Source organism: Curtobacterium sp. NPDC089689, from assembly GCF_044749145.1.
Classification (GTDB): Bacteria; Actinomycetota; Actinomycetes; order Actinomycetales; family Microbacteriaceae; genus Curtobacterium.
In genome coordinates this window covers 106,462-131,404 of the sequence record NZ_JBIVHJ010000004.1, presented here as the reverse complement: position 1 = coordinate 131,404, position 24,943 = coordinate 106,462, and the positions used below count along the sequence as shown (strand labels likewise).

Annotated in this window: 15 protein-coding genes; 6 read left to right on the top strand and 9 right to left on the bottom strand. The window is 66.8% G+C overall.

The window, feature by feature from the left end; all coding sequences use genetic code 11:
• Nucleotides 1-51 precede the first annotated feature (51 nt).
• The 3 genes from ACIPYW_RS15390 to ACIPYW_RS15380 form a co-directional block, all read right to left on the bottom strand.
• Nucleotides 52-1,044: an acyltransferase family protein gene (locus ACIPYW_RS15390; RefSeq protein WP_400415040.1), complete on the bottom strand. Its 993-nt coding sequence runs from the start codon at nt 1,042-1,044 to the stop codon at nt 52-54.
• A gap of 63 nt (nt 1,045-1,107) precedes the next feature.
• Entirely contained in the window at nt 1,108-3,195 is a 2,088-nt protein-coding gene (locus tag ACIPYW_RS15385) for an acyltransferase family protein (protein ID WP_400415038.1), read from the bottom strand.
• Nucleotides 3,196-3,217: 22 nt separating this feature from the next.
• Entirely contained in the window at nt 3,218-4,918 is a 1,701-nt protein-coding gene (locus ACIPYW_RS15380; RefSeq protein WP_400415036.1) for a glycosyltransferase family 2 protein, read from the bottom strand.
• Between the two features lie 110 nt (nt 4,919-5,028).
• On the opposite strand from ACIPYW_RS15380, the gene ACIPYW_RS15375 reads away from it, so the two are divergent.
• Nucleotides 5,029-6,633 carry a fibronectin type III domain-containing protein gene (locus ACIPYW_RS15375; protein ID WP_400415034.1) on the top strand — a complete coding sequence of 535 codons (1,605 nt, stop codon included), beginning with the start codon at nt 5,029-5,031 and terminating at the stop codon, nt 6,631-6,633.
• Nucleotides 6,634-6,666: 33 nt separating this feature from the next.
• Here ACIPYW_RS15375 and ACIPYW_RS15370 read toward each other — a convergent pair whose 3' ends face one another.
• Nucleotides 6,667-9,312 carry a CDP-glycerol glycerophosphotransferase family protein gene (locus ACIPYW_RS15370; RefSeq protein WP_400415032.1) on the bottom strand — a complete coding sequence of 882 codons (2,646 nt, stop codon included), beginning with the start codon at nt 9,310-9,312 and terminating at the stop codon, nt 6,667-6,669.
• Between the two features lie 153 nt (nt 9,313-9,465).
• Between ACIPYW_RS15370 and ACIPYW_RS15365 the strand changes: the two genes are divergently transcribed.
• Both ACIPYW_RS15365 and ACIPYW_RS15360 read left to right on the top strand, forming a co-directional pair.
• A complete protein-coding gene (locus ACIPYW_RS15365) occupies nt 9,466-12,102 on the top strand; it encodes a CDP-glycerol glycerophosphotransferase family protein (protein ID WP_400415029.1) in 2,637 nt (878 codons plus the stop codon).
• A gap of 127 nt (nt 12,103-12,229) precedes the next feature.
• Entirely contained in the window at nt 12,230-13,288 is a 1,059-nt protein-coding gene (locus ACIPYW_RS15360; RefSeq protein WP_400415027.1) for an acyltransferase family protein, read from the top strand.
• A 148-nt stretch (nt 13,289-13,436) separates the two neighbouring features.
• On the opposite strand, the gene ACIPYW_RS15355 is transcribed toward ACIPYW_RS15360, so the two are convergent.
• Nucleotides 13,437-14,165 (bottom strand): ABC transporter ATP-binding protein, encoded by a 729-nt coding sequence (locus ACIPYW_RS15355; protein WP_400415024.1) that lies wholly within the window; start codon nt 14,163-14,165, stop codon nt 13,437-13,439.
• Nucleotides 14,162-14,983: an ABC transporter permease gene (locus ACIPYW_RS15350; protein WP_400415022.1), complete on the bottom strand. Its 822-nt coding sequence runs from the start codon at nt 14,981-14,983 to the stop codon at nt 14,162-14,164. The genes ACIPYW_RS15355 and ACIPYW_RS15350 overlap by 4 nt, the downstream gene beginning before the upstream one ends.
• Before the next feature lie 161 nt (nt 14,984-15,144).
• Between ACIPYW_RS15350 and ACIPYW_RS15345 the strand changes: the two genes are divergently transcribed.
• Together ACIPYW_RS15345 and ACIPYW_RS15340 are read left to right on the top strand one after the other, a co-directional pair.
• Entirely contained in the window at nt 15,145-16,515 is a 1,371-nt protein-coding gene (locus ACIPYW_RS15345; protein ID WP_400415020.1) for a glycosyltransferase, read from the top strand.
• The gene (locus ACIPYW_RS15340; RefSeq protein ID WP_400415019.1) at nt 16,512-17,966 is read left to right on the top strand and encodes a glycosyltransferase family 2 protein; all 1,455 of its coding nucleotides are present in this window, start codon (nt 16,512-16,514) and stop codon (nt 17,964-17,966) included. The genes ACIPYW_RS15345 and ACIPYW_RS15340 overlap by 4 nt, the downstream gene beginning before the upstream one ends.
• Nucleotides 17,967-18,083: 117 nt before the next feature.
• On the opposite strand, the gene ACIPYW_RS15335 is transcribed toward ACIPYW_RS15340, so the two are convergent.
• The 3 genes from ACIPYW_RS15335 to ACIPYW_RS15325 all read right to left on the bottom strand — a co-directional run bounded on the left by ACIPYW_RS15335 (nt 18,084) and on the right by ACIPYW_RS15325 (nt 23,253).
• Entirely contained in the window at nt 18,084-18,881 is a 798-nt protein-coding gene (locus tag ACIPYW_RS15335) for a hypothetical protein (protein WP_400415018.1), read from the bottom strand.
• Nucleotide 18,882: 1 nt separating this feature from the next.
• Nucleotides 18,883-22,365 carry a DNA polymerase III subunit alpha gene (dnaE, locus tag ACIPYW_RS15330; RefSeq protein ID WP_400415254.1) on the bottom strand — a complete coding sequence of 1,161 codons (3,483 nt, stop codon included), beginning with the start codon at nt 22,363-22,365 and terminating at the stop codon, nt 18,883-18,885.
• Between the two features lie 309 nt (nt 22,366-22,674).
• Nucleotides 22,675-23,253, bottom strand: coding sequence for a TetR/AcrR family transcriptional regulator (locus ACIPYW_RS15325; RefSeq protein ID WP_400415016.1), 579 nt, complete (start codon nt 23,251-23,253; stop codon nt 22,675-22,677).
• A 68-nt stretch (nt 23,254-23,321) separates the two neighbouring features.
• On the opposite strand from ACIPYW_RS15325, the gene ACIPYW_RS15320 reads away from it, so the two are divergent.
• Nucleotides 23,322-24,731, top strand: coding sequence for an MDR family MFS transporter (locus ACIPYW_RS15320; protein WP_400415014.1), 1,410 nt, complete (start codon nt 23,322-23,324; stop codon nt 24,729-24,731).
• Nucleotides 24,732-24,943 lie beyond the last annotated feature (212 nt).

Below are 24,943 nucleotides of genomic sequence, written 5' to 3'. Positions count from 1 at the left end.
GTACGCCGAAACCGGTTCGTGGCGAGCGGCGCCTCGAGGAGTTCGGCCGCCTCAGAAGAGGACGCGCTTGGCGGGAGTCATGCGCAGGACCAAGGCGAGGGCGAGCGGAACGAAGTACGCGATGAGGAATGTCCACTTGGACGACGGCAGCCCGAGCCGTTCGGTGATGGCGAGCGAGAGCGTGTGCGTGAGGATGACCGGAATCGCGCAGGCAGCGACGACGAACACCAGCCGACGTGCCCAGGCCGGCAGACGGTGCTCCGTCCCCTCTACCACGAGGAGCAGGCCGCACGAGATCGCTCCCGCCATGAGTGCGCTCAGCACCGGAGTGCCGAGATTGGCTCCCTTCATGTTCAGTGTGTCCAGGGCCCCGGACCAGCCGAGCCACCACGCGGGCACGAGGAGCAACGACCCGACGAGGACCGGGCGGTCGATCGTGTGCCTGAACCGCCGCAGCAGCACGCCGATCAACATGAAGAAGATCGCGGGCAACGCCACCCCCAACGATTCCGGGATCATCGCCAGCGGGTAGCGGTCGCCGATGCACCAGGCGAGCCCGATGCCCGCCGCGAACCATGGCAGGAAACGATGCACGTGCTCAAGCCATCGCAAGAGGACGGCTGCGGCGAACAAACATGTGACGAACCAGAAGGCCGAGTACGGACGGGAGATCCAGTTACCGCCGAGGAGCAGCAGCTTCAGCGTGTGTGAGTCGAAGGAGTCACCGACCGCGGCCCGGAAGCCGAACCAGATGACCGTCACGAGGACGAGCCAGCTGACGTACGGCACGAGCAGTGTCCGTGTACGACGAGCGAGTTCGACGCGAGTGCTCCGCCCCGACTTCCAAAGGTACCCGGTGAGCACGAAGAACACCGGAACGTGCCAGGTGTAGATACCGGCCTGCGCGAAGTGTCGCTGGTCCCATGTGTGCCCCGCCACGATGGCGATGACACCGATCACCCGGACCAGGTCGACTGCGACCGAGCGGTCCCCGACAACGCCGCTTCCTGAGCGAGCCTGCGGGACGAAGGGCGTCGAGAGCATGTCTCATGGTACTGACGTCTCGGTCCCGATCGAGGTGCACCGACCAGCGATGGCCGGAGCCGATCAGGACGATGCACGCAGCGGATCGGTGTGGTGCAACGCCGCCGCGAGCCATGGCCCGAGCGACGCACTGTACGCGTTCGACAGATGCGAGCCGTCGAAGTAGACCGACACTCCCCCGATCGCCGAGTAGCAGCGACCGTCGTGGCAGAACCGCGACTGTACCGAGATCCAGCGCACAGAGTCGCCGTACCCGCCGTCCACCAAGATGCGTTGCGGCAGCGACGTCGAAGGGGGCAGCCCGTGTTCGATGTCGTTGCTGCAGTCGCGCTCTGCGGCGAGGCACTGCGGCCCGATGACCTTCTTCTCGAGTGTCGGACCCGTCAGGGGAACGTGTTGCATCATCGTGACGGTCGCGCCCAGCTGCCGTGCGCCGTCGATGAGTGCCGCGTACCCGTCGGCCTGTGTGGCGTGATCACCGGCAAACCGGTAGTTCGCCCACAGGTCGGCCAGGACCACACGGTCGGCGCGTGGAACGAGTTCGGACATCACCCATCTGTTCCGCGCGTCGCACCACTTCCGCTGATCTGACGGGATGACGTCTCCAAACGTGGTACCGGTGGGTGCCTCCATGCTCGAGGGGCACCGGTTTCGGGCAGCGACGATTACCTTGACGTGGTCGAGCTTGCCGGCCACATCGAAGGCGCTGGACCAAGCTCCCGCGTGGGAATCGCCCCACAGGAGCACCGTCTCGGAAGCAGTCTTGTCCCCGTAGGTGCAGTACTTGTCCGTGTTCTCGGTGATGTCGTCGATGCAGTCGTCCTTCCAGACCGCTGGTTTGTCGGCCAGCGGTGCGGGGACGTCCGCGCGCTCGATCTTTCCCCAGGGATCATCGCAAGATCGGTCGGAGATGGCCGTCGCGCCGAAACAGCGCTGGCCGCCGGTGACCTGTGCGAGCAGTTTAGCGTCCTCGGCCGCCATCTTGGCGTTCGCGACGCCGACGGTTCCGAAGCACGTAGCCGCGAGCGCCGCGAGCGCGGCCGTACCGGCGACGAAGCTCCGCCGCCGGCGCTTCGCCAGCGCAGCGCTGCGCCGAACCGGGGTCTCTACGAACCGATAGGACACCCATGCCATGACGAGGGTCATTGCGAGGATCAGCACCTTCAGGCGCGTTCCGAGTTCGACGCCGAGCCACTGCGGCACCAAGATGATCAACGGCCAGTGCCAGAGGTACGCCGAGTAGGAGACGTCGCCCAACCAGCGAATGGGACCGAACGAGGCAAGGAAGCCGAAGGACCACGGTGCGTCCACCGGCGCCCTCCCGGCGATCATCACCGCGGCGCCGAGTGTCGGGAGGATCGCGGCAACGCCCGGGAACGGAGTCGTCTCGGAGTAGACCAGCGCGGGCGCCCCGATCGCCGCCAATCCGAGCCACGGCAGCACCAGCCGCAGCCGGCCGCGGAACGCGGGCATGAAGGACACCAGGGCACCGACGGCGAACTGCCACCCGCGCGCCGCCGTGTCGAAGAACGCCACGTCTGAATTCGTTTGCGTGTGCAGGAGCGACCACGCGAAGCTCAACACCAAGACGGCCCCAACGAACCCCACGAGCCACGTCCCTCGACGACGTCCAATCACGATGATCGCGCCGAGGAGCAGGAGCGGCCAGACGATGTAGAACTGCTCTTCGACCGACAGTGACCAGAAGTGCTGGAGCGCCGACGGCGTCGCGTCGGCATCGAGGTAGCTCACTGACTGCGCGGCAAGGAACCAGTTCTCGGAGAACAACGACGCCGCAAGGACGTGCGAACTGGTCGCAGCCCAGGAGGAGACCGGAAGGAGTACCAGCGTGAAGGCCAGGACGAAGACCAGGACCACCACGGCAGCCGGGGCCAGCCGTCGGATGCGCCGACCGTAGAAGCCGATCAGCATCGGCACCGGTCGTTCACGCTCAGCCGCCTTCAGGAGATGGCCCGTGATGAGGAAGCCGGAGATCACGAAGAAGACATCGACACCGACATAGCCGCCCGGCAGCCGGTTGGGCCAGAGGTGGTACAGGATGACCAGCGCGATCGCGACGGCCCGCAACCCCTGGATGTCAGCGCGAAACCCTCGCTGCGGCCTCTCAGCGTCGCCTCTCGCCCGATGCACCCGCCGATGCTACCGGAGCAGCTCAGCTCCGAGGAGCTCGTCCAGGACGGATGCGGCTCGTGATCCGACCGAGAAGGCCCGGCGGGTTCCGCCGGTCGAGCAGGAATCGCCAGCCGTCCTTGCGGTCGCTCAGCGGCTGCAGCAGATGGTCGGCCGGCACCGGGGGCAGCGGCATCCTCGCAGTGACCAGGGGAATTCGGACCTCGACGGTTCCCACGTGGAGACCGATCGACACTGACCACCTTCCCGCGCCGAGGTCGTCACCGCTGATCTGCGCGGACCATCGGTTGCCTGCGACGACGACCACAGAGGAGACGGTCGAGCCGTCCGACCGCAGCGAGAGTGTGGCTCCGTCAAGGAGGTGTGGCGCTCTCGCCGGACCACTCAGCTCCAGGTCGCGTGGCATCGTGGTCACCCTGTCGACGACGACAGGCGCGTGGTGGCGGAGCTCCGAAAGCAGACGAACGGCCCGGGCATCATCGGCAGCAACGGCGGCACGTATCCCCTCTTCGAGCTCTGATCGCCGGCGCGTCTGTAGGGGTGCACGGTCCGCCAGCGTGCTCGATCCCCGCATGACCGGGGTGAGGAGGTCCAAGGCGACGCTCTCCGCGTCGTGCAGCATCGACTTGAGCAGTCCGTCCGCGATGAGGGTCGGCCGGTCGAGGTCAGGGAGAACCATCGACGCTACGAGCGCGTTCATCGCCTCGGCCCAGGCAACGAGCCGCGCCCCGTCGGCGCTCCCGCCGAGCCGGGTTGCTGTGGCGAAACGCACCGCGACGTCGTAGCGACCGATCAGGAGCAGCGCGAACAAGCACCTCCGCTCGGCCGCGACGTCGTTGATGACCGAGATGTCGAGCAGCCAGAGCAGGTCGAGGAGCGCGGTGATCACCGCGGGAGTCGGCGCTTCGGCTTCGTCGAGCTGCTCGAAGTATCTGTCGATGTGTACCCAACCGTCCGCATCGAGCACGAGCATCGACTGCTGCTCCAAGAGGTCGGGGGCCAGGGCGCGAACCAGTTGCACGCAGGCCGTCTCTTCCTGCAGGTACTCCAGCAGCGCCGTCTCGTCAGCGCGTCGCGACATCGACGCGGCCGGTCCGCCGGCTTGATCTCGATACAGGTAGACACAATCCGGAACAATGTCGATGGTCCGTGCACGCAGGACCGCCTGGGTCATCGGAACGATGTCGTCGGCGTGCCCGACTGCAGGGAAGGTCATCGCCTGTTCCGTCCAGAAGGCACGTCGGAACATGCGATTCCAACATGCGCGACCCGTCAGCAGCGCCGGTGCAGCCGAGATGGTCGTCCCCGAGCGCGCGGCGTCGAACGCATGCCAGCGCGCCGTGGGACTCCACGTGGCTGTCGGTGAGAACTTGAGGTGGTCACCGATGACCAGGTCTGAGCCAGAGCGGTCGAGCGAAGCGATCATTGCCAGGTAGGCGCCCGGCGGGACGAGGTCGTCTGCGTCGGCGAAGACCAAGTACTTGCCTCGAGCCGCGGCCGCGCCCGTGTTCCTGGCGCCGGCTCCGCCGGGAGTGTCGGCCGCGAGGAGCCGCACCCGAGCGTCATGTGCTTGAACAGCTTCCACCACTCCGACGGTCTCGTCGGACGAACGGTCGTCGACGACGAGCACCTCCATGTCATCGATGCCCTGCTCCAGCACGCTGCCGAGCAGCTCGTCGAGCCAAGCACCCGCATCATGGGCCGGAACGACGACCGAGAGCACCGGAGTTGTCACGTTTCGAGGCCCCTCGTTCACCCTTGTCCCCCGTTCGGCGGCTACCGACCGGCAGCCACGAAGTCTAGCGTCGGTGGTGGAACAACTCAGGGGGCCGCATGTCACGTCGTTGGATCGCTCGGATCGCTGCTCTCGGTGCGTTCGTTGCGTTGTGGGTCGGCGTCGCGGTGCCTGCGGATGCCGCGACGAAACCTGCTCAGGTCACCGGTGTGGCGAAGGCCACGCAGGACTGGGCGGGCAAGAGCGTCAAGGTGAAGTGGAATGCTGTCTCCGGGGCGACGAGCTACGTCGTGAAGTGGTCGACTCGGGCAGACCTCGGGAGCCCGACGTACAAGGACTCCACAGTCGTCGGCGCCTGGATGACGAAACTCCGCCCGGGCACGACGTACTACGTGACCGTGGCGGCGAAAAAGGGCTCGACTGCCGGTGCATGGGCGAAGCCGACAACGACCAAGCTGCAGCCGAACGCTGTCGGGACCTTCGGGACCATCACGGCGAAGGCTTCAGCGAACAGTGTGACGGTCTCGATCCCCGAAGTGACTAACGCGAGCGACTACCAGGTGCGATGGTCGGCCGGCCCGAACGAGAACCGGACTCCCGACCGCTGGACGCCGAGATGGACACCGTGGTCGTCGGCTTTCGACCCCGCCACTCGGACTTGGACCCTCCCCGGATCGGACGCCGATCTCACCGCAGTTGCCTACGGCAACCCGATCTACGTCAGGGCGTTCGCGCGCAACACCTACTACAACTCCACCTACGTTCGGAAGTCGGCGCAGGTGAGCGCATGGCCGACGCCGGCCAAGCCCGTTGCCTCGGACCTCAGAGTCGACTTCGCGAGCTACAACGTGCTTTGCTCCGGCTGCGAGGTCGGCGGTGCGCCCGGATGGGCCACCCGAGCTCCTGCCATCGCGAGCACGATCAACGAGGGAGATCCGGACGTCCTCACCGTGCTCGAGGCAAGCGGTCGCTCCGGGGGCACCGGTTCGGCGGAGGCGTACCTCGATCTCGACCGGCGTCTCCCAAACCTCGAGCTGGTCGACCGCGAGCCGATGACCGTGAGCAGTTCACATCAGGGGAACCGGATCCTCTACAATCCCGCCAAGTACCGAGTGATCGACCACGGGGTGCTCCCCGGTGTCAAGGACTACGAGGTCTATCCGGCGGCGGCTGCTCCAGACACGAACACCCCATGGGCGAAGCTGCAATCGAAGGACGGAAGCAACACGACGTTCTACGTCGTCGCCGCGCACTACGGCATACCGTCCAACTCCTACAGTCAACCTCGGAAGACACTTCTCGGGCATAACTCGGCTCAGCTCCTGGCGGCACTGAACCGTATCAACGTCCCGAATGCCGCAGGCAAGAGGCTGCCAGTCGTCCTCGGCGGCGATCTGAACGACAGCCGGTACCCGGAGGACGCGACCGACGGCGCACAACCCACGCTCATCAGAGGCGGGTTCTACGACGCTTCCGCATCGCAGCATCGGCATGGAACGGCCAAGGCGACCTACAACAACTACCAGCCCCCGTCGAAGCAGGTCGACGACCCCAACAAGGACGGTCAACGCATTGACTACATCCTGACTCAGGGGTTTCAGGGCAGCGACGACTTCACCAACATGTGGAATCCCGGCACCGCAGTCATCCCGTCAGACCACAACATGATCGCGGCAACCCTGCACGTACCTCGAGTTCTCTGAACACGGCTCTCCTCTGGATGGACCAGAGCCGGGTCACGCACGGGTGTCGACGGCTGCCATCGCCTCGAACACCCGCTGGCAATTCAGCTCGTCTCGAGTCGTGAATGCGGCCGCTGTGCGAGCGAGGTGTTCGGGTGACGACGTCCAGCCGTTCGCAGCGATTCCCTCGACAGCCCCCTCGGCGTCAGCCACGTCACGAGCCACAGGTCCAAAACCGTCTCGCTCGTAGTCGAAGTAGCCCCGCCGCCCGACGTGCGTGCCGTCGAAGAATGAAGCCGAGTCGAATTGGAAGTAGACGACAGGCACATCAAGGAAGGCTGCCTCGAAGCCGAGCGACGAATAGTCGGTGATGACCAGTGCTGCCTGCGCCAGCACGTCCTGCACGTTCTTGGAGTCGAAGTCCCAGACCTCCACGCCCTGCGGCACGGTGAAGTCCGAGAGGTACGGCTGCATGTTCGGGTGCGGCATGAAGACGACGCGTTTCCCCGCCTCACGAGCGGCAGCACGGATCCGATCCGACCCGGTCAACGCGTTGTAGGAACGCGCATACTCACTCTGCGCGAAGTCAGGGTTCTTCAAGCGCTCGTTGCTCCCCGCGACCTGCACGCCGGCGAGCTTCTTGCGCCATGTCGGCATGATGACCAACAGGTCGCGCTGGTCGGGAGAGACCGCTTCGCGCTTCCTCAGCAGCTCGTCGTGACGAGGGAACCCTGTCCGAACAGCCTCTCGGTCGCTGAAGGAATAAGGCCCGACGCCGGCTATCGCCTTCTGCTCCTGCGGGGTCACCGTCACGAAGACGTCGATCGACTTCTGGTTGACCCATCGGGATATGTCGTAGTTCGTCACGCCGTGCTGGAGCCAGGTGAACGTGAACGGAAGCGTGCCGTACCGTTCCCGTGGCAGCGGTGCGACCACGTACTGGTCGATGTGGGAGGACGCGAAGTGGGCGGCGTGCAGCAGGAGGCGCTTCCATCGACGAGTCCCGTAGGCGATGAGCTTGAAGCCCTCGCGCTCGAGTCGCGACCAGTCGCGGGACTCGCGGCGCAGGACGAACCAAACGTTCACCTCTGGATGTGCTCTGCGGATCCATCGGTAGAGGTGCTCGGCGTTGTCATTGGCGTTGGTGTCCCGATCCATGAACACCCAGGCGTTCTGGAACTCAGTCCGTGTTCGGTGGGAGCGGCTCTGTGCAGCAAAGAGCGCATCGTCCACCGCGCGTCGAGCCTCTCCGTTCCGTATCTTCCGAAGAGACGCCCCAACCTTCCTTCGGAGGTGGCGCGCTGGTGAAACATCGAGGTCGTCCCAGCGACGAGCGCTTCGGTCCCGCTGCTGCATGATCAGCGGGTGAAGTTGGTGTCGCGTCAGTCGCCGCTCAAGTCCCAGGGACTCCTCGGTTGCGATCGGCATCAAGTCGCCATCGAGTGCGAAGGTGGTCGTGATGCCCCGCTTGACCCATACGTGACGTTGCTTCATGACGGGCCGACCGTAGTAGACGTACTCCTGCACCGTGTGGTTGAGCGGCTCCACCTCCTGACCATCGACCACGATGGTCTCCACGGGGAGGTCGCCGTTGAACCAGTAGCTCAGTTTGACGTGCTGTGCTCGCTCGTCAACCCGTGCAAGCCGCACGGCGCTCGGTCGGTGCGGTTCGTCTCCATAGCCGTCGAGCAGCGCCTTCCGCACGGCGAACTCGACCCCCATCACGTCGAAGGCGATGATCGCGTCAGGACTGAGTCGCTCGCGGATACGACCGACGAGCCCGTGGAACTCGTCGAAGGTCTCGACCGGCGCAAGCGCGGAGGGCGAGTTGAGCGCACGCTCGTTCTTGAAGTACCAGAACAGGTCGTACAGCACCGTGTTCTCGAGCCACCGAGGAACACCTCCTCGCAGTGCCTCTGCCCGCTCGAGCAAGTCGAGCATTCCGCGTTCGAGCACACTTGTGTACTTCGCTGGTTTGTCGAAGTGCGACTCCATCAGCGACGTCCCGTCACCGCGCACGCGGTAGTGGTACTTGGCCGAGGCGACGACGCCGATCTGAGGCGCGTCGAGCGAGAGCAGGTACTGCCCGATGAAATGAGCGTCCTCGAACACCGGCCGGACACGATCGTCGAAGGCGATGTCCATGGAAGAGATCTGCGCGACGCGGAAGAAAGCGGAGTTGACCGCGAGCTGGATGATGGGATCGACGGCCAAGTCGACGATACGTGAGCCTCGAGCGAACTTCGTGCGAAGCGGGTGCGTGTTCGCAAGCTCCCGGCGCTCGTTGAGACGCATCTGATGAGTGACCAACATGGAGACGGACTCGTCCCCGTGTAGGTCGATGAACTTCGCTACCTCCGAGAAGTAGTTGACGTCGAAGACGTCGTCGGGGTCGGCGAAGGTCACCCACTCGGCCTGGAGCCGGCTGATACCCGCATTCCTTGCCTCGGCAACCCAACGGTTCGGCTGGTCGACGATCGTGACGTGGCTCTGGCGATGCTGCGCCCACTTCTCGAGCACCGCCAGGCTGTCGTCGGTGGAACCGTCGTTCACAAACACGAGCTGGATCCGTTCGAGCGGGTAGGTCTGCGCTTCGAGCGATGCGAAGAAGTCCGGGAGGAACCGTGCCACGTCGTAGACCGCAACGACGGCGGCCATCTTGAACGCGCCGCGAACAGTCACATCTCCGGACGCCACCATGCCTCGAACTCCTCCCGCGCGTGACGCGCGAGTCACGTATCGCGCTCCGGGAGCCTAGCCGAACGTGGAGGCGAACTAGACTCATGTGTCGGGTGCTACTCGCTCCCCGTAAGACGGCCCAAGCCCTCTGCCAGCGATCAACGAGAAAGCTTCATGCACGACGAGTCCTCCCCCGCAACGGGCCCCCAGATCTCAGCAGTCATCCCCACGTACAACGTCGAGCGTTGGCTGCCGGACTTCCTTGCGTCGCTGGACCGGCAAACCGCGCCAGCCGGACAGGTCGAGTTCGTCTTCGTCGACGACGGCGCGACGGACGACAGCGCCGGCGTGATCGAACGATGGGCTACGACGCACCCGGAGGTTGCCGTCCGGCTGGTTCGGCAGGAGAACATGGGCGCGGCTGAGGCTCGGAACACCGGGCTCGAGATGGCTCAGGGCGCGTGGGTGACCTTCCCGGACCCGGACGACATCCTCCACGACGACTACTTCGCGCAGGCACTCAAGTTCATCCGCCTGCACGGTGCGAAGGACATTGCCCTGCTCTCCGCGCACCTCGTCTACCTCGACAACGAGGGGACAGAACTGAACGACCAGCACCCGCTGCGCGGGAAGTTCGCACAGGGGACGCGCGTCGCACACCTCGTGGCAGAGCCGATGATCCAGCTCAGTGCCGCGTCCGCCTTCCTTCGAACTCAGCGCGTCCGGGACGCAGGACTGAGGTTCGACAGCCGCGTCCGGCCCAACTTCGAGGACGCGCACTTCATCGCTCGCTACCTCCTCCTAGCCGACGATCCGAAGGTCGGCCTCCTGGCCTCGGCCAAGTATCACTACCGACGTCGCGGTGATCAATCCTCGCTGATCCAGACCAGCTACTCCATGCGAGAGAAGTACTCGGACGTCATCGAGTACGGGTACCTCGATGTCCTTCGCCACGCACGCGAGATCGGACCAGTCCCGCGATGGGTGGAGTACACCGTCCTGTACGACGTCTTCTGGTACTTCAAGAACGAACGAGCGATGCATTCCCCGAGTGCGGGTGCCCCCACAGACGCACTACCGCGCTTCCACGAGCTGATCGCGCAGCTCCTACAGCTCCTCAGTAAGGACGCGATCAAGTCGTTCGACGTCATGGGCGTTGAGTTCGCAGTTCGGTTCGCGCTCCTGGTCGGCTACGAGAACGCTCCTTTCCTGCCCAACGAGGTGCGACTGATGGGTGTCGACGAGCGATCGAACCTCAGCCACCTCACCTTCTGGTACACCGGGCCCGCTCCCGCGACCACCGTCCTCGTCGACGGAGTCGAGGTTTCCCCCGCGCACCGCACCACGGAGTCCCTCGCCTTCTACGGACGGGCGCTCCTGCACCGTCACCACATGTGGGTTCCGAACGGGCATCGCATCGAGGTCAAGGTCGAAGGGAAAGCACTCCTCGCCTCGACACGAGAGGTCTCCCTCGTCTCGGAGAGCTTCACCCGAGCGCAACTGGAACCGACCATCGTGCGCCAGAGGCGAGCCGTGTACCGGCGTTTCACCCAGGACGGTCAACGGTCGATTCCCTGGACCATCGCCGACGCGAAGAACGAGCTTCGTCAGATCCGAGGGCGCTTCTCCCGTACTTCGCTCGCGGAACGCCGCCTCTCGGCGAAGTTGAGGAGCAAGACGGCCCGAGCCAAGTTCGCCGATGCGTGGATCTTCATGGACAAGATCCACGCAGCGAACGACAACGCCGAACACCTCTACCGTTACGTCCGTGACGCACACCCGGAGGTGAACGCGTGGTTCGTGCTCCATCGGGGTTCGCGAGACTGGGACCGCTTGGCAGCCGACGGATTCCGGCTCGTCGAGCACGGTTCGACGGACTGGAAGCTCCTGTTGATGAGCGCCGTGCACTACGCCTCGTCGCACGCGGACCAGCCCGTCGTCCAGCCCCTCCCGACCCAGCGATACGGTCGGCAACGCTACCTCTTCACCTTCCTGCAACACGGCGTCATCAACTACGACCTCTCCCGATGGCTGAACAACAAGCCCTTCCGGTTGTTCGTGACGACGACGCCGCAGGAACGCATCTCGATCGCAGGGGACGGCCACTACACCTTCACGGATCGGGAGGTGATCCTGACCGGCATGCCGCGGCATGACCTACTGCGCGCCAAACGAGACGCTGTTGCAGATTCGGACCGCAAGCTCGTCGTCGTCATGCCGACATGGCGCCACTACCTCCTCGGAGCAGTGGACCCGCAAACCGGACTCCGATCGCGCTCGGAAACGTTCGCATCCAGTGACTACGCGCGTGAGTACAGCGACCTACTCTCCTCCGAGGACTTCATCAGTGCCGCCAAGGCTGAAGGTTGCGAGGTTGTCTTCATGCCGCACCCGAACATGAAGCCGTACCTCGACGACTTCCGACTGCATCCCGAGGTCAGGATCACGGACTTCGGTGACGAGAACATCCAAGATGTCCTCGCACGAGCTCGCGCAGTTGTCACCGACTACTCGTCGCTCGGCTTCGAAGCGGCTCTGCTCGACATCCCGCTCGTGTACCTCCACTTCGACATCGAGAGGTTCTTCGGCGGAAGCCACATCGGTCGCCGCGGCTACTTCGACTACCAGCGTGATGGCTTCGGTCCCGTCACCGAGAGCGCTTCCGAAGCAGTGACCGAACTGGTCGCGCTGGCGAAACGCGGATTCTCGCAAGCCGATGTCTACGCCGAGAGGACGCGCGCGACGTTCCCGTTCCGCGACGGCCGGAACAGTGAGCGGGTGTTCGAGGCAATGCGGTCGTTGACGGACTGATGACTGCGCCAGTCTCATGGGATAAGTACGGCAGGCTCAACACTCCTGATAGGACCGGCACGTGGTCGAACTACGCAACATACTGACGGCCTCGCCCTCCCGAAGCGGGCGTCCTCGGTACGCTGCCTTGGACGCTCTCCGCCTGGCCGCGGCTGTCGCTGTCGTCCTCTTCCACTACACGGCGATCACAAGCGCGTGGGGGGAACCGTTCCGACTGATTTCCCCCGTGTTGTTCAACGTGTCGAAGTTCGGCTACTTCGGAGTCGACCTATTCTTCGTGATCAGCGGGTTCGTCATCCTGATGAGCGCTTGGGGTCGGCCGTTGAACACGTTCATTGCGTCTCGCGTGTCCAGGCTCTTCCCCGCATACTGGTTTGCTGTCTTCTTCACGGGTGTGCTCCTCCTCCTGACAGCGCCTGATGACATCAGTGGACAGCAATTGCTGGTCAACCTGACGATGGGGCAGTCCGCGTTTGGTGTCAGGCACGTCGACGGCGTCTTCTGGACGCTCTGGGTCGAGATGCACTTCTATGCGCTCATTGGCGTGTTCTTACTCATCGGTATCACCCGTGCCCGCCTCTTGGCAGTCTGCGCGCTCTGGCCCGTAGTCGCGGTGATCGCCCGTGCCAGCGACGCACACTTCCTTGCGAGCTTACTGCAACCAACTTACGCACCCTTGTTTGCAGGCGGGATGATGATCTATCTCCTGTCGCTCGATCGCCGAAGCCTCATATCTTGGATCGTTCTTGCGGCGAACGTCTTGTGGGCGATTCCCACCGCCGGAAACGATGCGGCTTCGTCAGTTCGACGACTCACTGGAGCTGGCATCAACGACTCCGTCACGGTCGGTGTCACTGTCCTTTGCTTTGCGCTCGTGATTGCCGTCACGCTGACAGCACTTCGTCGCGTCGCATGGCGGTGGCTCACGATCGCAGGGCTTCTCACCTATCCGCTGTACCTCTTGCACGAGCAACTCGGGTGGTGGCTGATCAGCGTGCTCCAAAGCCGAGCCTCGTGGCCGCTCGTCCTCGTCACTGCCCTCGCAGCGAGCGTCGCGGTCTCCGTTGTCGCGTACCGAGTCGAAAAAGCAGCAGGGCCCCGCCTGCGTATGGCGATCGACAGAGGCTTAGCAGCTCTTGTAAGCTCCGACCGACGACGCGGCAGCCACCGATCTGAGAGCAGCTAGGAAGGTTTTCGCTCCGGACCCAACCAGGGTGATCGAGTGATTCAGCGCCCGTTGGGTTCCCGTAGCTTCTTGACCGCGCCATGCGCATTGGGGTAGGCGACCGCCCAGCGGCGGGAGTTCGTACCGTCGAGGCAATGCGATCGTGAGCTCAGACGGTCTCGTTGTACGCCTTGACGACGTCGTCGGTCTTCCCGATCATCTTCAGCTCGCCCTCGTTGAGCCAAGCCACCTCGTCGCACATGTCCTTGACCGTGTTCATCGAGTGGGAGACGAGGATGACCGTGCGGCCCTCCTCCTTCATCTCCTTGAACTTGGTCCGACACCGCTTCTGGAACGTCGCGTCCCCCACGGCCAGCACCTCGTCCACGACCAGGATGTCCGGCGTCACCGCGACGGCCACGGAGAACCCGAGCCGCACGTACATGCCCGACGAGTAGTTCTTCACGGGCTGGTCGATGAAGTGGCCGACGCCGGAGAACGACACGATCTCGTCGAACTTCCGCGCGACCTCCTTGCGGCTCATCCCGAGGATCGACCCGTTGAGGAAGACGTTCTCGCGACCGGACAGCTCCGGGTGGAAGCCGGACCCGACCTCGAGCAGCGACGCCTGCTTGCCACGGGCGGTGATGGCGCCTTCCTCGGGCCAGAGGATCTTGGCAAGGCACTTGAGGAGCGTGGACTTGCCCGACCCGTTCTTGCCGATGAGGCCGAAGGTGGTGCCGTGCGGCACCTCGAACGAGACGTCCTTGAGGGCCCAGAAGTCCTCGTGCACGGACTTCTTCCCGCGCATCACCATGCTCTTCAGCGAGTCGTTCCGCTCGTGGTACATGCGGAACCGCTTGGAGACGTGTTCGACGGACACTGCAGCATCGGTCACAGGAGTTCAGCCAGCTTCTTCTCGTTGCGGGAGAACACGAAGTAGCCGAGTGCGAGCGATGCGAAGCCTGCGATGGCGCACGCGACCAGGTCGGTCCAGTTCGGGAGGCGGTTGTCGTACATGAGGTTGCGGAAGACCTCGGAGAACCGCTCGATGGGGTTGAGCTTGTAGACGTGGATGATCCACGGTTGCCCGGCCTTGTTCGCAGCGTCCTCGACGAGCGACAGCGGGTAGATGATCGGCGACAGGTACATCCACATCTGCAGGGCGATGCCGACGAGGTGCTGCATGTCGCGGAAGTGCACGTTGACGATCGACAGGATGAGCCCGAGGCCGGCGGCGAACATCGCGAGGAACACCATCGTGAGCGCGATGAGCGGGATGAACAGCCAGAACTTGGAGCCGGCGATCGCGAGGGCGATGAGCAGGACGCCCATCTCGACGACCCAGGTGAACCCGAAGGACCCGACGGCTGCGAGCGGCAGCGTCATTCGCGGGAAGTACACCTTCTTGATCAACGACCCGTTCGACACGATCGAGGTCATGCCGGAGTTGATGACGTTCCTGGCGAAGATCCACGGCAGCAGGCCGCACATGAGCCAGAGGGGATAGATGTTCAGCCCGCTGGGGTCGCCGACCTCGAGCCTCGCCCGGAAGATGAACGAGTAGACGATGGTGTAGATCAGCATCGTCGCCAACGGGTTGATGAGCGACCACAGCTGACCGAAGACGGTGCGGCGGTACTTGCCCTTCACCTCTCGTGCTGTGAGGTTCGCCAAGAGTTCCCGTGACGACACGAGCTCGTTCAGGTAGGACATGCTTGGGGCGAAGGCTCCTCCGGGGCGCGTTCGACCGCGCTCCTGATCGGTAGGGTGACGAGGTATTCTCGCACAGCCCGCACCGGACCCTGGGTGCCACGCCTGCAAGTCCGTTCATGTGGCTGCATGAAGAAGCCTCGGTGAACGCGTAGGCTGTCACGGTGCTCATCAGCTTCGTCAATCATTCGACGGCGCCTGTGAGCCTCGGGGGCGCGGAGCGGAGCCTGCTCAGGTTCGTCGAGGACTGGCAGGCCGCTGACCCGTCGATGCGTCCCACCTTCGTCACGAAGGCGCCACGCGGGAAGTTCACCGCCGCGCTGGACGAGCGTGGCTGGGAGTACGCCGCGTTCCGGTACCGCGGCTGGGCCCTCCCGAGCCCCCAGCCGGCCCCCGCCGCGGAACGCGCCGCCTTCGCGACCGTCGACTACGCCGCCGTGAACGCGATCATCCGCCTGTACGAGCGCGAGCGCCCCGACCTCGTCGTCACGAACACCCTCGTCGCCCCGTGGGCGTCCTTCGCCGCCGCCGTGCTCGGGATCCCGCAGGCGTGGTTCGTCCGCGAGTACGGCGACCTCGACCACGGCCTCCACTTCCAGACCGGACGCGCGGGCGTCCTCGGCGACATCGGCCTCATGGCGGGTGCCGTCGTCACGAACTCCGAGGCGATGCGCACGCACCTCGCGCAGTACATCCCGGCCGACAAGCTCTCGGTCGCCTACCCGACCGTCGACACCGAGCGGCTGCTCACCACCCGGTCCGACTCCCCCGCGGTGACGCCGTTCCCGCAGGCCGAGCCCGGCCTCCGGATCACGGTCGTCGGCCGGGTCGAGGAGTCGAAGGGCCAGCACCGCGTCATCGACGCCCTCGGCCGGCTGCACGAACGCGGCATCGCGGCGAGCGTCTGCTTCGTCGGCGGGTGGAAGCACCCGGGCGAGGACCAGCGCCTCAGCGACCGCGCCCGCGCGCTCGGCGTCGCGGACCGCGTGGTGTTCGCCGGCGAGCAGGCCGCGCCCGCGCCGTTCATCGAGGCCGCCGACGTCTGCGTCACACCGTCGACCATCGAGGCGTTCGGTCGCACCACGGCCGAGTACATGACGCTCGGCAAGCCCGTGGTCGCCACCCGCACCGGCGGCAGCGCCGAGCTCATCGAGCCCGGCACCACCGGCGCGCTCGTCGACGCGGACGACACGACGGCCCTCGCGGACGCCCTGGCGGCCTACGCCGCCGACCCCGACTCGGCCGGGAGGCACGGTGCGGCTGCCCGGGACCGGCTCACGTCGGTCCTCGGTGCCGGTCACGACAACGCGGCCGCGATCGCCCGCCTGTCCGCCCTGGTCGGCACGGAGGGCTACCGACTCCCCCAGGCGGCGCGGTACTGGTTCGAGTTGCCCGGCGCGTACGCGTCGCTCGGTGCGACGAGCGCCCGTGCCGCGGTCGGCCTCCTCGCGAACCGCGTGCGGACCCGCAGCGGCGCGGTCGGCCGGATGCTGGCGCAGCCGGGTGCCGTGGTCCGGAAGCTGGTCCGCCGGTGAGCGCGGCGCGGCGGCCGGTCACCATCGTCGTCCCGGTCTACGACGACCTGCCGGGCCTCGAGCGCTGCATCGAGGCGCTGCTCGAGACCGTCGACTTCAGTGTCGACCGGGTGCTCCTCGCGAACGATGTCGGCCCGCGGGTCGACAAGATCGAGGCCCGCGTCCTGGAGCTCGTGGGCGACCACCCCGGCTTCGAGTACACGCGCAACGCGCGGAACCTCGGCTTCGTCGGCAACTGCAACCGCGCCGTGCTCGAACTCGACCAGACCGGCAACGACGTCCTGCTGCTCAACAGCGACACCGTGCCGCTGCCCGGCTTCCTCGACGAGATGACGGCCGTCCTCCAGGAGGACGACTCGATCGGCGTGGTGTGTGCGCGGAGCGACAACGCGACGATCGCCTCGTACCCCTACGCGCGGCGGAACCCGCGGGCGAACCTCGCTCCCCGACGCACTCGCGAGCTGCACGGCCGGACGAAGTACCTGCTGCCGCAGTACACGGTCTCCCCCGTCGCGATGGGGTTCTGCTTCCTCATCCGCCGCGAGATGGTCGACCGCTTCGGCCTGTTCGACGACGTGTTCTCGCCGGGCTACGGCGAGGAGAACGACTTCTGCCTCCGCATCAACGAGCACGGCTTCCAGTCCGTCCTCGCGAACCGCGCCCTCGTCCTGCACACCGGGTCGACGAGCTTCAGCGGCGACCGGGGCCCGTCGCTGCGCCTCGAGCACGAGCGCATCCTGCTCGAGCGGTACCCGTTCTACGCCGGCGCCGTCGCGCTGTTCCTCGCGCGCTACCGGGACGCGGTCGACGTCTTCGCCGACGCCTTCCTGCCGGACGACGACGTGGTCCGCGTCGCAGTGCACCTGCCCGAGGCACTCACCAGCAACGTCATCGACCGCACGGAGCAGATCCTCGCTGCAGCGCCCGACGACGTCGTCGTGACGCTCATCGTGTCCAAGGCCCAGCTCCGGACCGCCCGCCAGGCGTTCCCCCGCGCGGCGATCGCGGTCGGCGGACGTCCGAGGCAGATCTTCGACGTCGCCGTCGCGCTCGGAGCGCTGACGACGTTCGGACAGCTCTCGGCCCTGAACGCGAACGCACCCCGGTGGATCCTGGTCGACCCCGTGTCGCAGGACGTCCGCTGGTCGCACGCCGTCTCGAACCACCGTGCGTCCGCGATCGACCGCATCCTGGGCCGTTTCGAGAACCGCAGCACGACGTGGACGACCGGCGAGGATCTCGTCGACCTCGTGCGCACCACCGCGGCGACGGAGATCGACGCCGCCGCATTGCGCGCGCGCTGGCACGCGGTGTCCGACATCGCCGAGGCGACGGGACTCCTCGTGCACCGCGCGACGGTGTCGATCCGCCGCCTCACGGCGCTCACCTTCGGTGCGCGCAACCCGCGGATCGCGCAGCGGTTGCGCGGGATCATCGGCCGCGGGGCCTGACACCGACCAGCAAAGCCCGATCCGTCACCTGACGGGCGCCCGTGGTCTGACGGGCGACCGGTCGCCGGACGGGAGGCCCGTGGCGGGCCCGCACCGCGCCTCCCGTCCGGTCGTTGGTCACGTGACCGCGTCGACCACCGGTCGGTGGTGCGCCGCGGCGGCCGCGTTCCACGCGCCGAGCAGATGCAGCGTGGCGATGCGGAACGCGAGGGCGCGGACCAGCAGTTGCGGCCAGTCGGCCGTGCCGCGGCCGAGGGCGTGCATGCGTGCCGTCGGCACGCCGTGCCAGCACACGGCGTCGACGACGGCGACGGCTTCGCCGAATGCGGCGGGCCGCCAGTACGGCGGCCAGTCGATGACGGCGGGCGGCGCACCGGGCGCGAACAGGACGTTGCCGAGCAGGTCGCCGTGCACGAGCTGCGGCGGCAGGTCGACGGGACGGAATGCCCGCGCGAGCCGGTCGAGGGTCGGGTCTGCCGGGAGCGGCTGCTCGCCCCAGGCCATCCGGTCGGCACGGGACCACGGGTTGCCGGAGCGCTCCGGGGTGGTGTCGTCGAGGAACGAGGGCCGCTCGAGGTCCGTGATCGCGTGGTGGAAGGCGCGACCGGCGACGAGGACGTCCTCGATGCGCGTGGGGTCGGCTCGGGCGTCGAGGTGCTCCCAGGCCTCCCAGCCGCCGGACCGCCACGCACCGTCTGCCGTCGCGACCGGGCGGGGTGTGCGGAACTCCGGGGTGTGCGGCAGCGTCGCGAGGACGTCCGCGCGCCAGTCGGTCACGGCTGCGCCGTCGTCCGGTCGGAGCACGATCGCTCGAGCACGCCAGGTCAGCCCGCGGCCGCCCGGGAGCCGGACGGGGGCGACGCCGGCCGCCCCGAAGGCGCGCAGGACGGCGTCGTCGGGGCGGTCGGGCGTCACGTCACACCAGGCAGCGCGGCCCGAGCAGGCTCTTCAGTTCGCCGAAGAGGTCCGGCGTCAGGTTGACCGGGAACGGCAGCTCGAACGTCCGAGCGACGTCGTCCTTGAGCAGCTTCAGCCGCACCTCGGTCGCACCGCTGTGCCGTCCGAGCACCGCCGCGAGCTCGGTGACGATCTCGGTCGTCGCCTGACGCTCGGGCAGGCTGAGGGTCAGCGGGCCGGAACCCATGACGTCGCCCACGTTCGGCTGGAACATGCTCACCGCGTGCAGGGCCTTGCCGTCGTCGCGGACGTTCACCCGCCCACGGAGCACGACGATGGAGTCCGCCACGAGGGACGGGCCGAACTCCTGGTAGGTCTTGCCGAGGAACATGACGCCGATCTCGCCGCCGAAGTCCTCGATCTGCACGATGCCGTACGGGTTGCCCGACGACTTCGCCACGCGGTGCTGCACGCTCGTCAGGAGGCCCGCGACCGTGACGGTCTCGCCCTCGACCGAGTCGTCGGCCGCGATGAGGTCGGCGATGGTGATCGACTGGTGCTTCGCGAGCTCGATCTCGAGGCCGGCCAGCGGGTGGTCGGACACGTAGAGGCCGAGCATGTCCCGCTCGAACGCGAGCTTGTCGCGCTTCGACCACTCCGGTCGGTCGGGTACCTGCGACACCGGCGCGGCGGACGGCTGCTCCTCGGCGACCTCGGCGAACAGCGAGTCGAAGTCGAACCCGACGTTGCCGTTCGCCTCGTCGCGCTTGACCTTCACCGCGGACTCGACGGATCCCTCGTGGATCTCGACCAGGGAGCGCCGAGTATTGCCGAACTCGTCGAACGCACCGGCCTTGATGAGGGACTCGACCGTGCGCTTGTTCGCCGAGGAGATCGGGATCTTGCGGAGGAAGTCGTGGAACGACTCGAACGCGCCCTTCTCGGTGCGGGCTTTCACGATGTCGTCGACCACGTTGAAGCCGACGTTGCGGATGGCGCCCATGCCGAAGCGGATGTCGTCGCCGACGGCCGCGAAGAAGCCGATCGACTCGTTGACGTCCGGCGGCATGACCTTGATGCCCATGCGCCGGCACTCGTTGAGGTACAGCGCGAGCTTGTCGCGGGCGTCCCCGACGCTCGTGAGGAGTGCCGCCATGTACTCGGCCGGGTAGTGCGCCTTGAGGTACGCCGTCCAGAACGAGACCACGCCGTAGGCCGCCGAGTGCGCTTTGTTGAAGGCGTAGTCGGAGAAGGGCAGCAGGATGTCCCACAGCGTCTTGATCGCCGCGTCGGAGTACCCGTTGTCCTTCATGCCCTGCTCGAAGCCGGCGAACTGCTTGTCCAGCTCCGACTTCTTCTTCTTGCCCATCGCGCGACGGAGGATGTCCGCCTGTCCGAGCGAGAAGCCGGCGACCTTCTGCGCGATCGCCATGACCTGCTCCTGGTAGATGATCAGACCGTAGGTCTGGTCCAGGATGTCGGCCAGGGGCTCGGCGAGCTCGGGGTGGATCGGCGTGATCGCCTGCTCGCCGTTCTTGCGGAGCGCGTAGTTCGTGTGCGAGTTCGCACCCATCGGCCCCGGACGGTACAGGGCGATGAGCGCGGAGATGTCCTCGAAGTTGTCCGGCTTCATCAGTCGGAGCAGGCCGCGCATCGGGCCGCCGTCGAGCTGGAACACGCCGAGGGTGTCGCCGCGCTGCAGGAGCTTGTAGGCGTCGTCGTCCTCGAGGCCCATGGTCTCGAGGTCGAGCTCGATCCCCCGGTTCGTCCGGATGTTGTCGAGCGCGTCGCTGATGATCGTGAGATTGCGGAGCCCCAGGAAGTCCATCTTGATCAGGCCGAGCGACTCCGCTGCCGGGTAGTCGAACTGCGTGACGATCTGGCCGTCCTGCTCCCGCTTCATGATCGGGATGATGTCGATCAGCGGGTCGCTCGACATGATGACGCCGGCCGCGTGCACGCCCCACTGGCGCTTCAGCCCCTCGAGCCCGAGCGCGGTGTCGAAGACGGTCTTCGCCTCGGGGTCGGTCTCGACGACGGTGCGGACGTCGACGGCTTCCTTGTAGCGCGGGTGGTCCTTGTCGAAGATCCCGGTGAGCGGGATGTCCTTGCCCATCACGGGCGGCGGCATCGCCTTCGTGAGCTTCTCGCCCATGCCGAACGGGAAGCCGAGGACGCGCGAGGAGTCCTTGAGCGCCTGCTTCGCCTTGATCGTGCCGTAGGTGACGATCTGCGCGACGCGCTCGGAGCCGTACTTCTCGGTGACGTACTTGATCGCCTCACCGCGGCGCCGGTCGTCGAAGTCGACGTCGAAGTCGGGCATCGAGACGCGGTCGGGGTTGAGGAAGCGCTCGAAGATCAGGCCGTGCCGGATCGGGTCGAGGTCGGTGATGCGCATCGCGTACGCCACCATCGAGCCGGCGCCGGATCCACGGCCCGGGCCGACGCGGATGCCGTTGTTCTTCGACCAGTTGATGAAGTCGGCGACCACGAGGAAGTACCCCGGGAAGCCCATCTGGTTGATGATGCCGACCTCGTAGTCGGCGCGCTCCTGCACCTCGGGCGTGATGCCGTTCGGGTAGCGGTACTCGAGGCCCGCGCGGACCTCCTTCTCGAACCAGGAGTGCTCGGTCTCGCCCTCGGGCACCGGGAACTTCGGCATGTAGTTCGCGGCGGTGTCGAACTCGACGTTGCACCGCTCGGCGATGAGCAGCGTGTTGTCGCAGGCCTCGGGGGTGTCGCGGAAGAGGTGCCGCATCTGCTGCGGGGTCTTCAGGTAGAACTCGTCGGCGTCGAACTTGAACCGGTTGGGGTCGTTCAGCGTCGCGCCGGACTGCACGCAGAGGAGCGCCGCGTGCGACTTCGCGTCGTGGGCGTGCGTGTAGTGGAGGTCGTTCGTGCCGACCAGCGGGATCCCGAGGTCCTTCGCGAGGCGGATCAGGTCACTCATGATCCGCCGCTCGATCTCGAGCCCGTGGTCCATGATCTCGGCGAAGTAGTTCTCCTTGCCGAAGATGTCGCGGTAGTCCGCCGCTGCCTTGACGGCCTCGTCGTACTGTCCGAGGCGCAGGCGCGTCTGGATCTCCCCCGAGGGGCAGCCCGTCGTCGCGATGATGCCCTCGTGGTACTCCTGCAGGAGCTCGATGTCCATGCGGGGCTTGAAGTAGTACCCCTCGATCGAGGCCTTCGACGACAGACGGAACAGGTTGTGCATGCCCGTCGTGTTCTCGGCGAACATCGTCATGTGCGTGTACGAACCCGCACCGGACACGTCGTCCCCACCACCGTCGCCCCAGCGCACACGGGTCTTGTCGGAGCGGTGCGTGCGGGGCGTGATGTACGCCTCGGTCCCGATGATCGGCTTCACGCCGCCGGCCTTGGCGGCTTTCCAGAACTCGAACGCGCCGAACATGTTGCCGTGGTCGGTGACGGCGACGGCGGGCATGCCCTGCGCGGCCGTCTCGGCCACGAGGTCGCCGAGACGCGCGGCACCGTCGAGCATCGAGTACTCGCTGTGCACGTGCAGGTGGACGAAGGAGTCGGAATCCGACACGGAACCTCCGGTTCGCGGGAGCTGCTGCGGTGTGGGAACAGCCTAACCGCGACCACCCACATCCACGGCGCGTCGGCGTGGCGGTGCGTGCGTGCACGGCGACACGCGCGAGTGCACATCGCCGAGGTCGCACGACGTGCCGCGTGCGTGCCGCCGAGGTCGCGCGGAGTGTCGCCTCGGACAGTCGAGAGCGACACATCCTGCGACCTGGGCGAACGCGGTCGGGCGCGTCGGCCGTACCCCCGGACGCGCCCGGCTTCACCGCACCAGCGGCAGCCAGATGTCGTCCACGATCTCGACGATCCGTCGGTCCGGCAGCGTCCGCAACGACATCATCAGGTCGTGCCGCACGAGGTCCGACGGCAGCGACGCGATCCCGTCCGGCCAGTCCCGCCGTGGGATCTCCCCGCGCTCCGCCGCCCGCTCGAGCATCACCCGCCCGATCGTCGAGCGCCCGCCGAGCAGCCGGTCGCGGAGGTCCCCCGGTGACATCCCCGTCTCCTGGTTGATGCTCGCCATGTAGACGCTGATCGCCGCCATGAACCCGGACCGCGAGGCGTTGAAGTCCCGCAGGGCGCGGAGCACGTCACCGCGGAGCGACCCTGTGTCGACGAGCTCACGGCGGCGGAACAGTCCGCCGTGCTGGAGGGCGGCGAGCACGAGGTCGACCTTCGTCGGCCACCGCCGGTAGAGGACGGGCTTCGACGTCTCCGCCCGGGCCGCTACGCCGTCGAACGTCAGCGCCGGGTACCCGACCGTCTGCAGCTCCGTCCACGCGGCGTCGAGCAGCGCGGTCTCGAGTTCTTCCCCGCGGCGACGCGTCTTCGCAAGATCCACTTGCGTATCTTAGCGCGCGGGTCTACGGTCAGCCTCGTTAAGAAACGAAACCGTATCCAAGGAGCATCGTGGACCGATCCCTCTCCAGACTCGCCGTCGCACTCGTCGTGGGCGCGATGGCACCGTTGTTCGACTCGACGATCGTCAGCGTCGCCCTGCACACCCTCGCGCACGACCTCCACGCCGGCGTCGACGCCGTCCAGTGGGTGAGCACGGGGTACCTCCTCGCCATGGGCGTCACCGTGCCGGTCGTCGGCTGGCTCCAGCACCGCCTCGGCGGCCGTCGGCTCTGGATGGCCGCGCTCATGGTGTTCCTCGTCGGCAGCATCCTCTGCTCGCTCGCCTGGGACGTCACGAGCCTCGTCGTGTTCCGGGTCGTGCAGGGCGTGGGCGCCGGCGCGATGATGCCGCTCCTCACCACGCTGCTCATGCAGGCTGCCGGTGGCCGGGACGTCGGTCGTCTCATGGCCGTCGTGTCGCTGCCGACGGCACTCGGGCCGATCCTCGGACCGGTCATCGGCGGGTTGGTCCTCGGCGCGGGTTCGTGGCAGTGGCTGTTCTGGGTGAACGTGCCGTTCGCCGTCGTCGGACTCGTCCTCGCACGGGTGTTCATCCCCACCGACGGCCCGACGGGCGCCGGACGGCTCGACGCGCTCGGACTCGTGCTGCTCTCCCCCGCCGTCGTGGGCGTCCTCTTCGGTCTGAGCAACGCGAGCCGCGCCGGAGGCTTCGGCCGCACCGACGTGTGGGTCCCGCTGGCGGCTGGGGTGGCCTTGCTCGTCCTCTTCGTGCTCCGCGCCACCCGCCGCGGGAGCCGGTCCCTCGTCGACCTCACCCTGCTGCGGCACCGTCCGCTGGCGGCCGCGTCGCTCGGGATGTTCCTGATGGGTGCATCGCTCTACGGCGGGATGCTGCTGCTCCCCCTGTCGTTCCAGGAGCTCCGCGGCGCCGACGCGCTCGGGGCCGGGCTGCTCCTCATCCCGCAGGGCGTCGGTTCACTGCTCAGCCGCTCGCTCGCCGGACGGCTGACCGACCGGCTCGGTGCTCGCTGGGTCGCGGTCGTCGGGTTCGCGGTGGTGCTCCTGGCGACGATCCCGTTCGCCCTGGCCGACGGGAACACGCCCGTGTGGACGACGAGCGCGGTGCTCGTCGTGCGGGGCTTCGGGCTCGGGGCGGTCATGATCCCGATCATGGCCGTGGGCTTCACCGGACTCGCGAAGCCGGAGATGCCGCACGCGAGCACGATCACCCGTCTCGCGCAGCAACTCGGAGGCGCGTTCGGCACCGCTGTCCTGGCGGTGGTCCTCTCCGGAGCGGCAGCGGGCGGACACCCGGTCGCGGCTTTCCACGAGGCGTTCTGGTGGGCGATCGCGATCACCGCGCTGGCGACCGCGACGGCGCTCCTCCTCCCGGGACGTCGGCCCGTGGAGTCGGCCCCGCCGTCCAGCGTGCCGACGGCCGTGGGCGCGACCCGCTGACGGCCGGGAGGCGCGGTGCACCCCGGCACCGCGCCTCCCGTCCGTCATGGGGTCGCGCCTCCCGTCCGTCGTGGGGTCGCGCCACGCGCGGTTCGCGACGCCGAGCGCGCACGACGCGACACGCTCCTGTGAGGGGGTCGCACGCCTCGCCGCCCCCGTGTCGCGGAGGTTCCACGGATCGGCCGTACGCGGCGCGAGATGCCGCGATCCCG

Bases quoted from the DNA above. Each gene is read 5' to 3' on its own strand.
- ACIPYW_RS15365 (WP_400415029.1), top strand. From the start codon at position 9,466: ATGCACGACGAGTCCTCCCCCGCAACGGGCCCCCAGATCTCAGCAGTC.
- ACIPYW_RS15375 (WP_400415034.1), top strand. From the start codon at position 5,029: ATGTCACGTCGTTGGATCGCTCGGATCGCTGCTCTCGGTGCGTTCGTT.
- ACIPYW_RS15350 (WP_400415022.1), bottom strand. From the start codon at position 14,983: ATGTCCTACCTGAACGAGCTCGTGTCGTCACGGGAACTCTTGGCGAAC.
- ACIPYW_RS15390 (WP_400415040.1), bottom strand. From the start codon at position 1,044: ATGCTCTCGACGCCCTTCGTCCCGCAGGCTCGCTCAGGAAGCGGCGTT.
- ACIPYW_RS15370 (WP_400415032.1), bottom strand. From the start codon at position 9,312: ATGGTGGCGTCCGGAGATGTGACTGTTCGCGGCGCGTTCAAGATGGCC.
- dnaE (WP_400415254.1), bottom strand. From the start codon at position 22,365: ATGCTCGACGGTGCCGCGCGTCTCGGCGACCTCGTGGCCGAGACGGCC.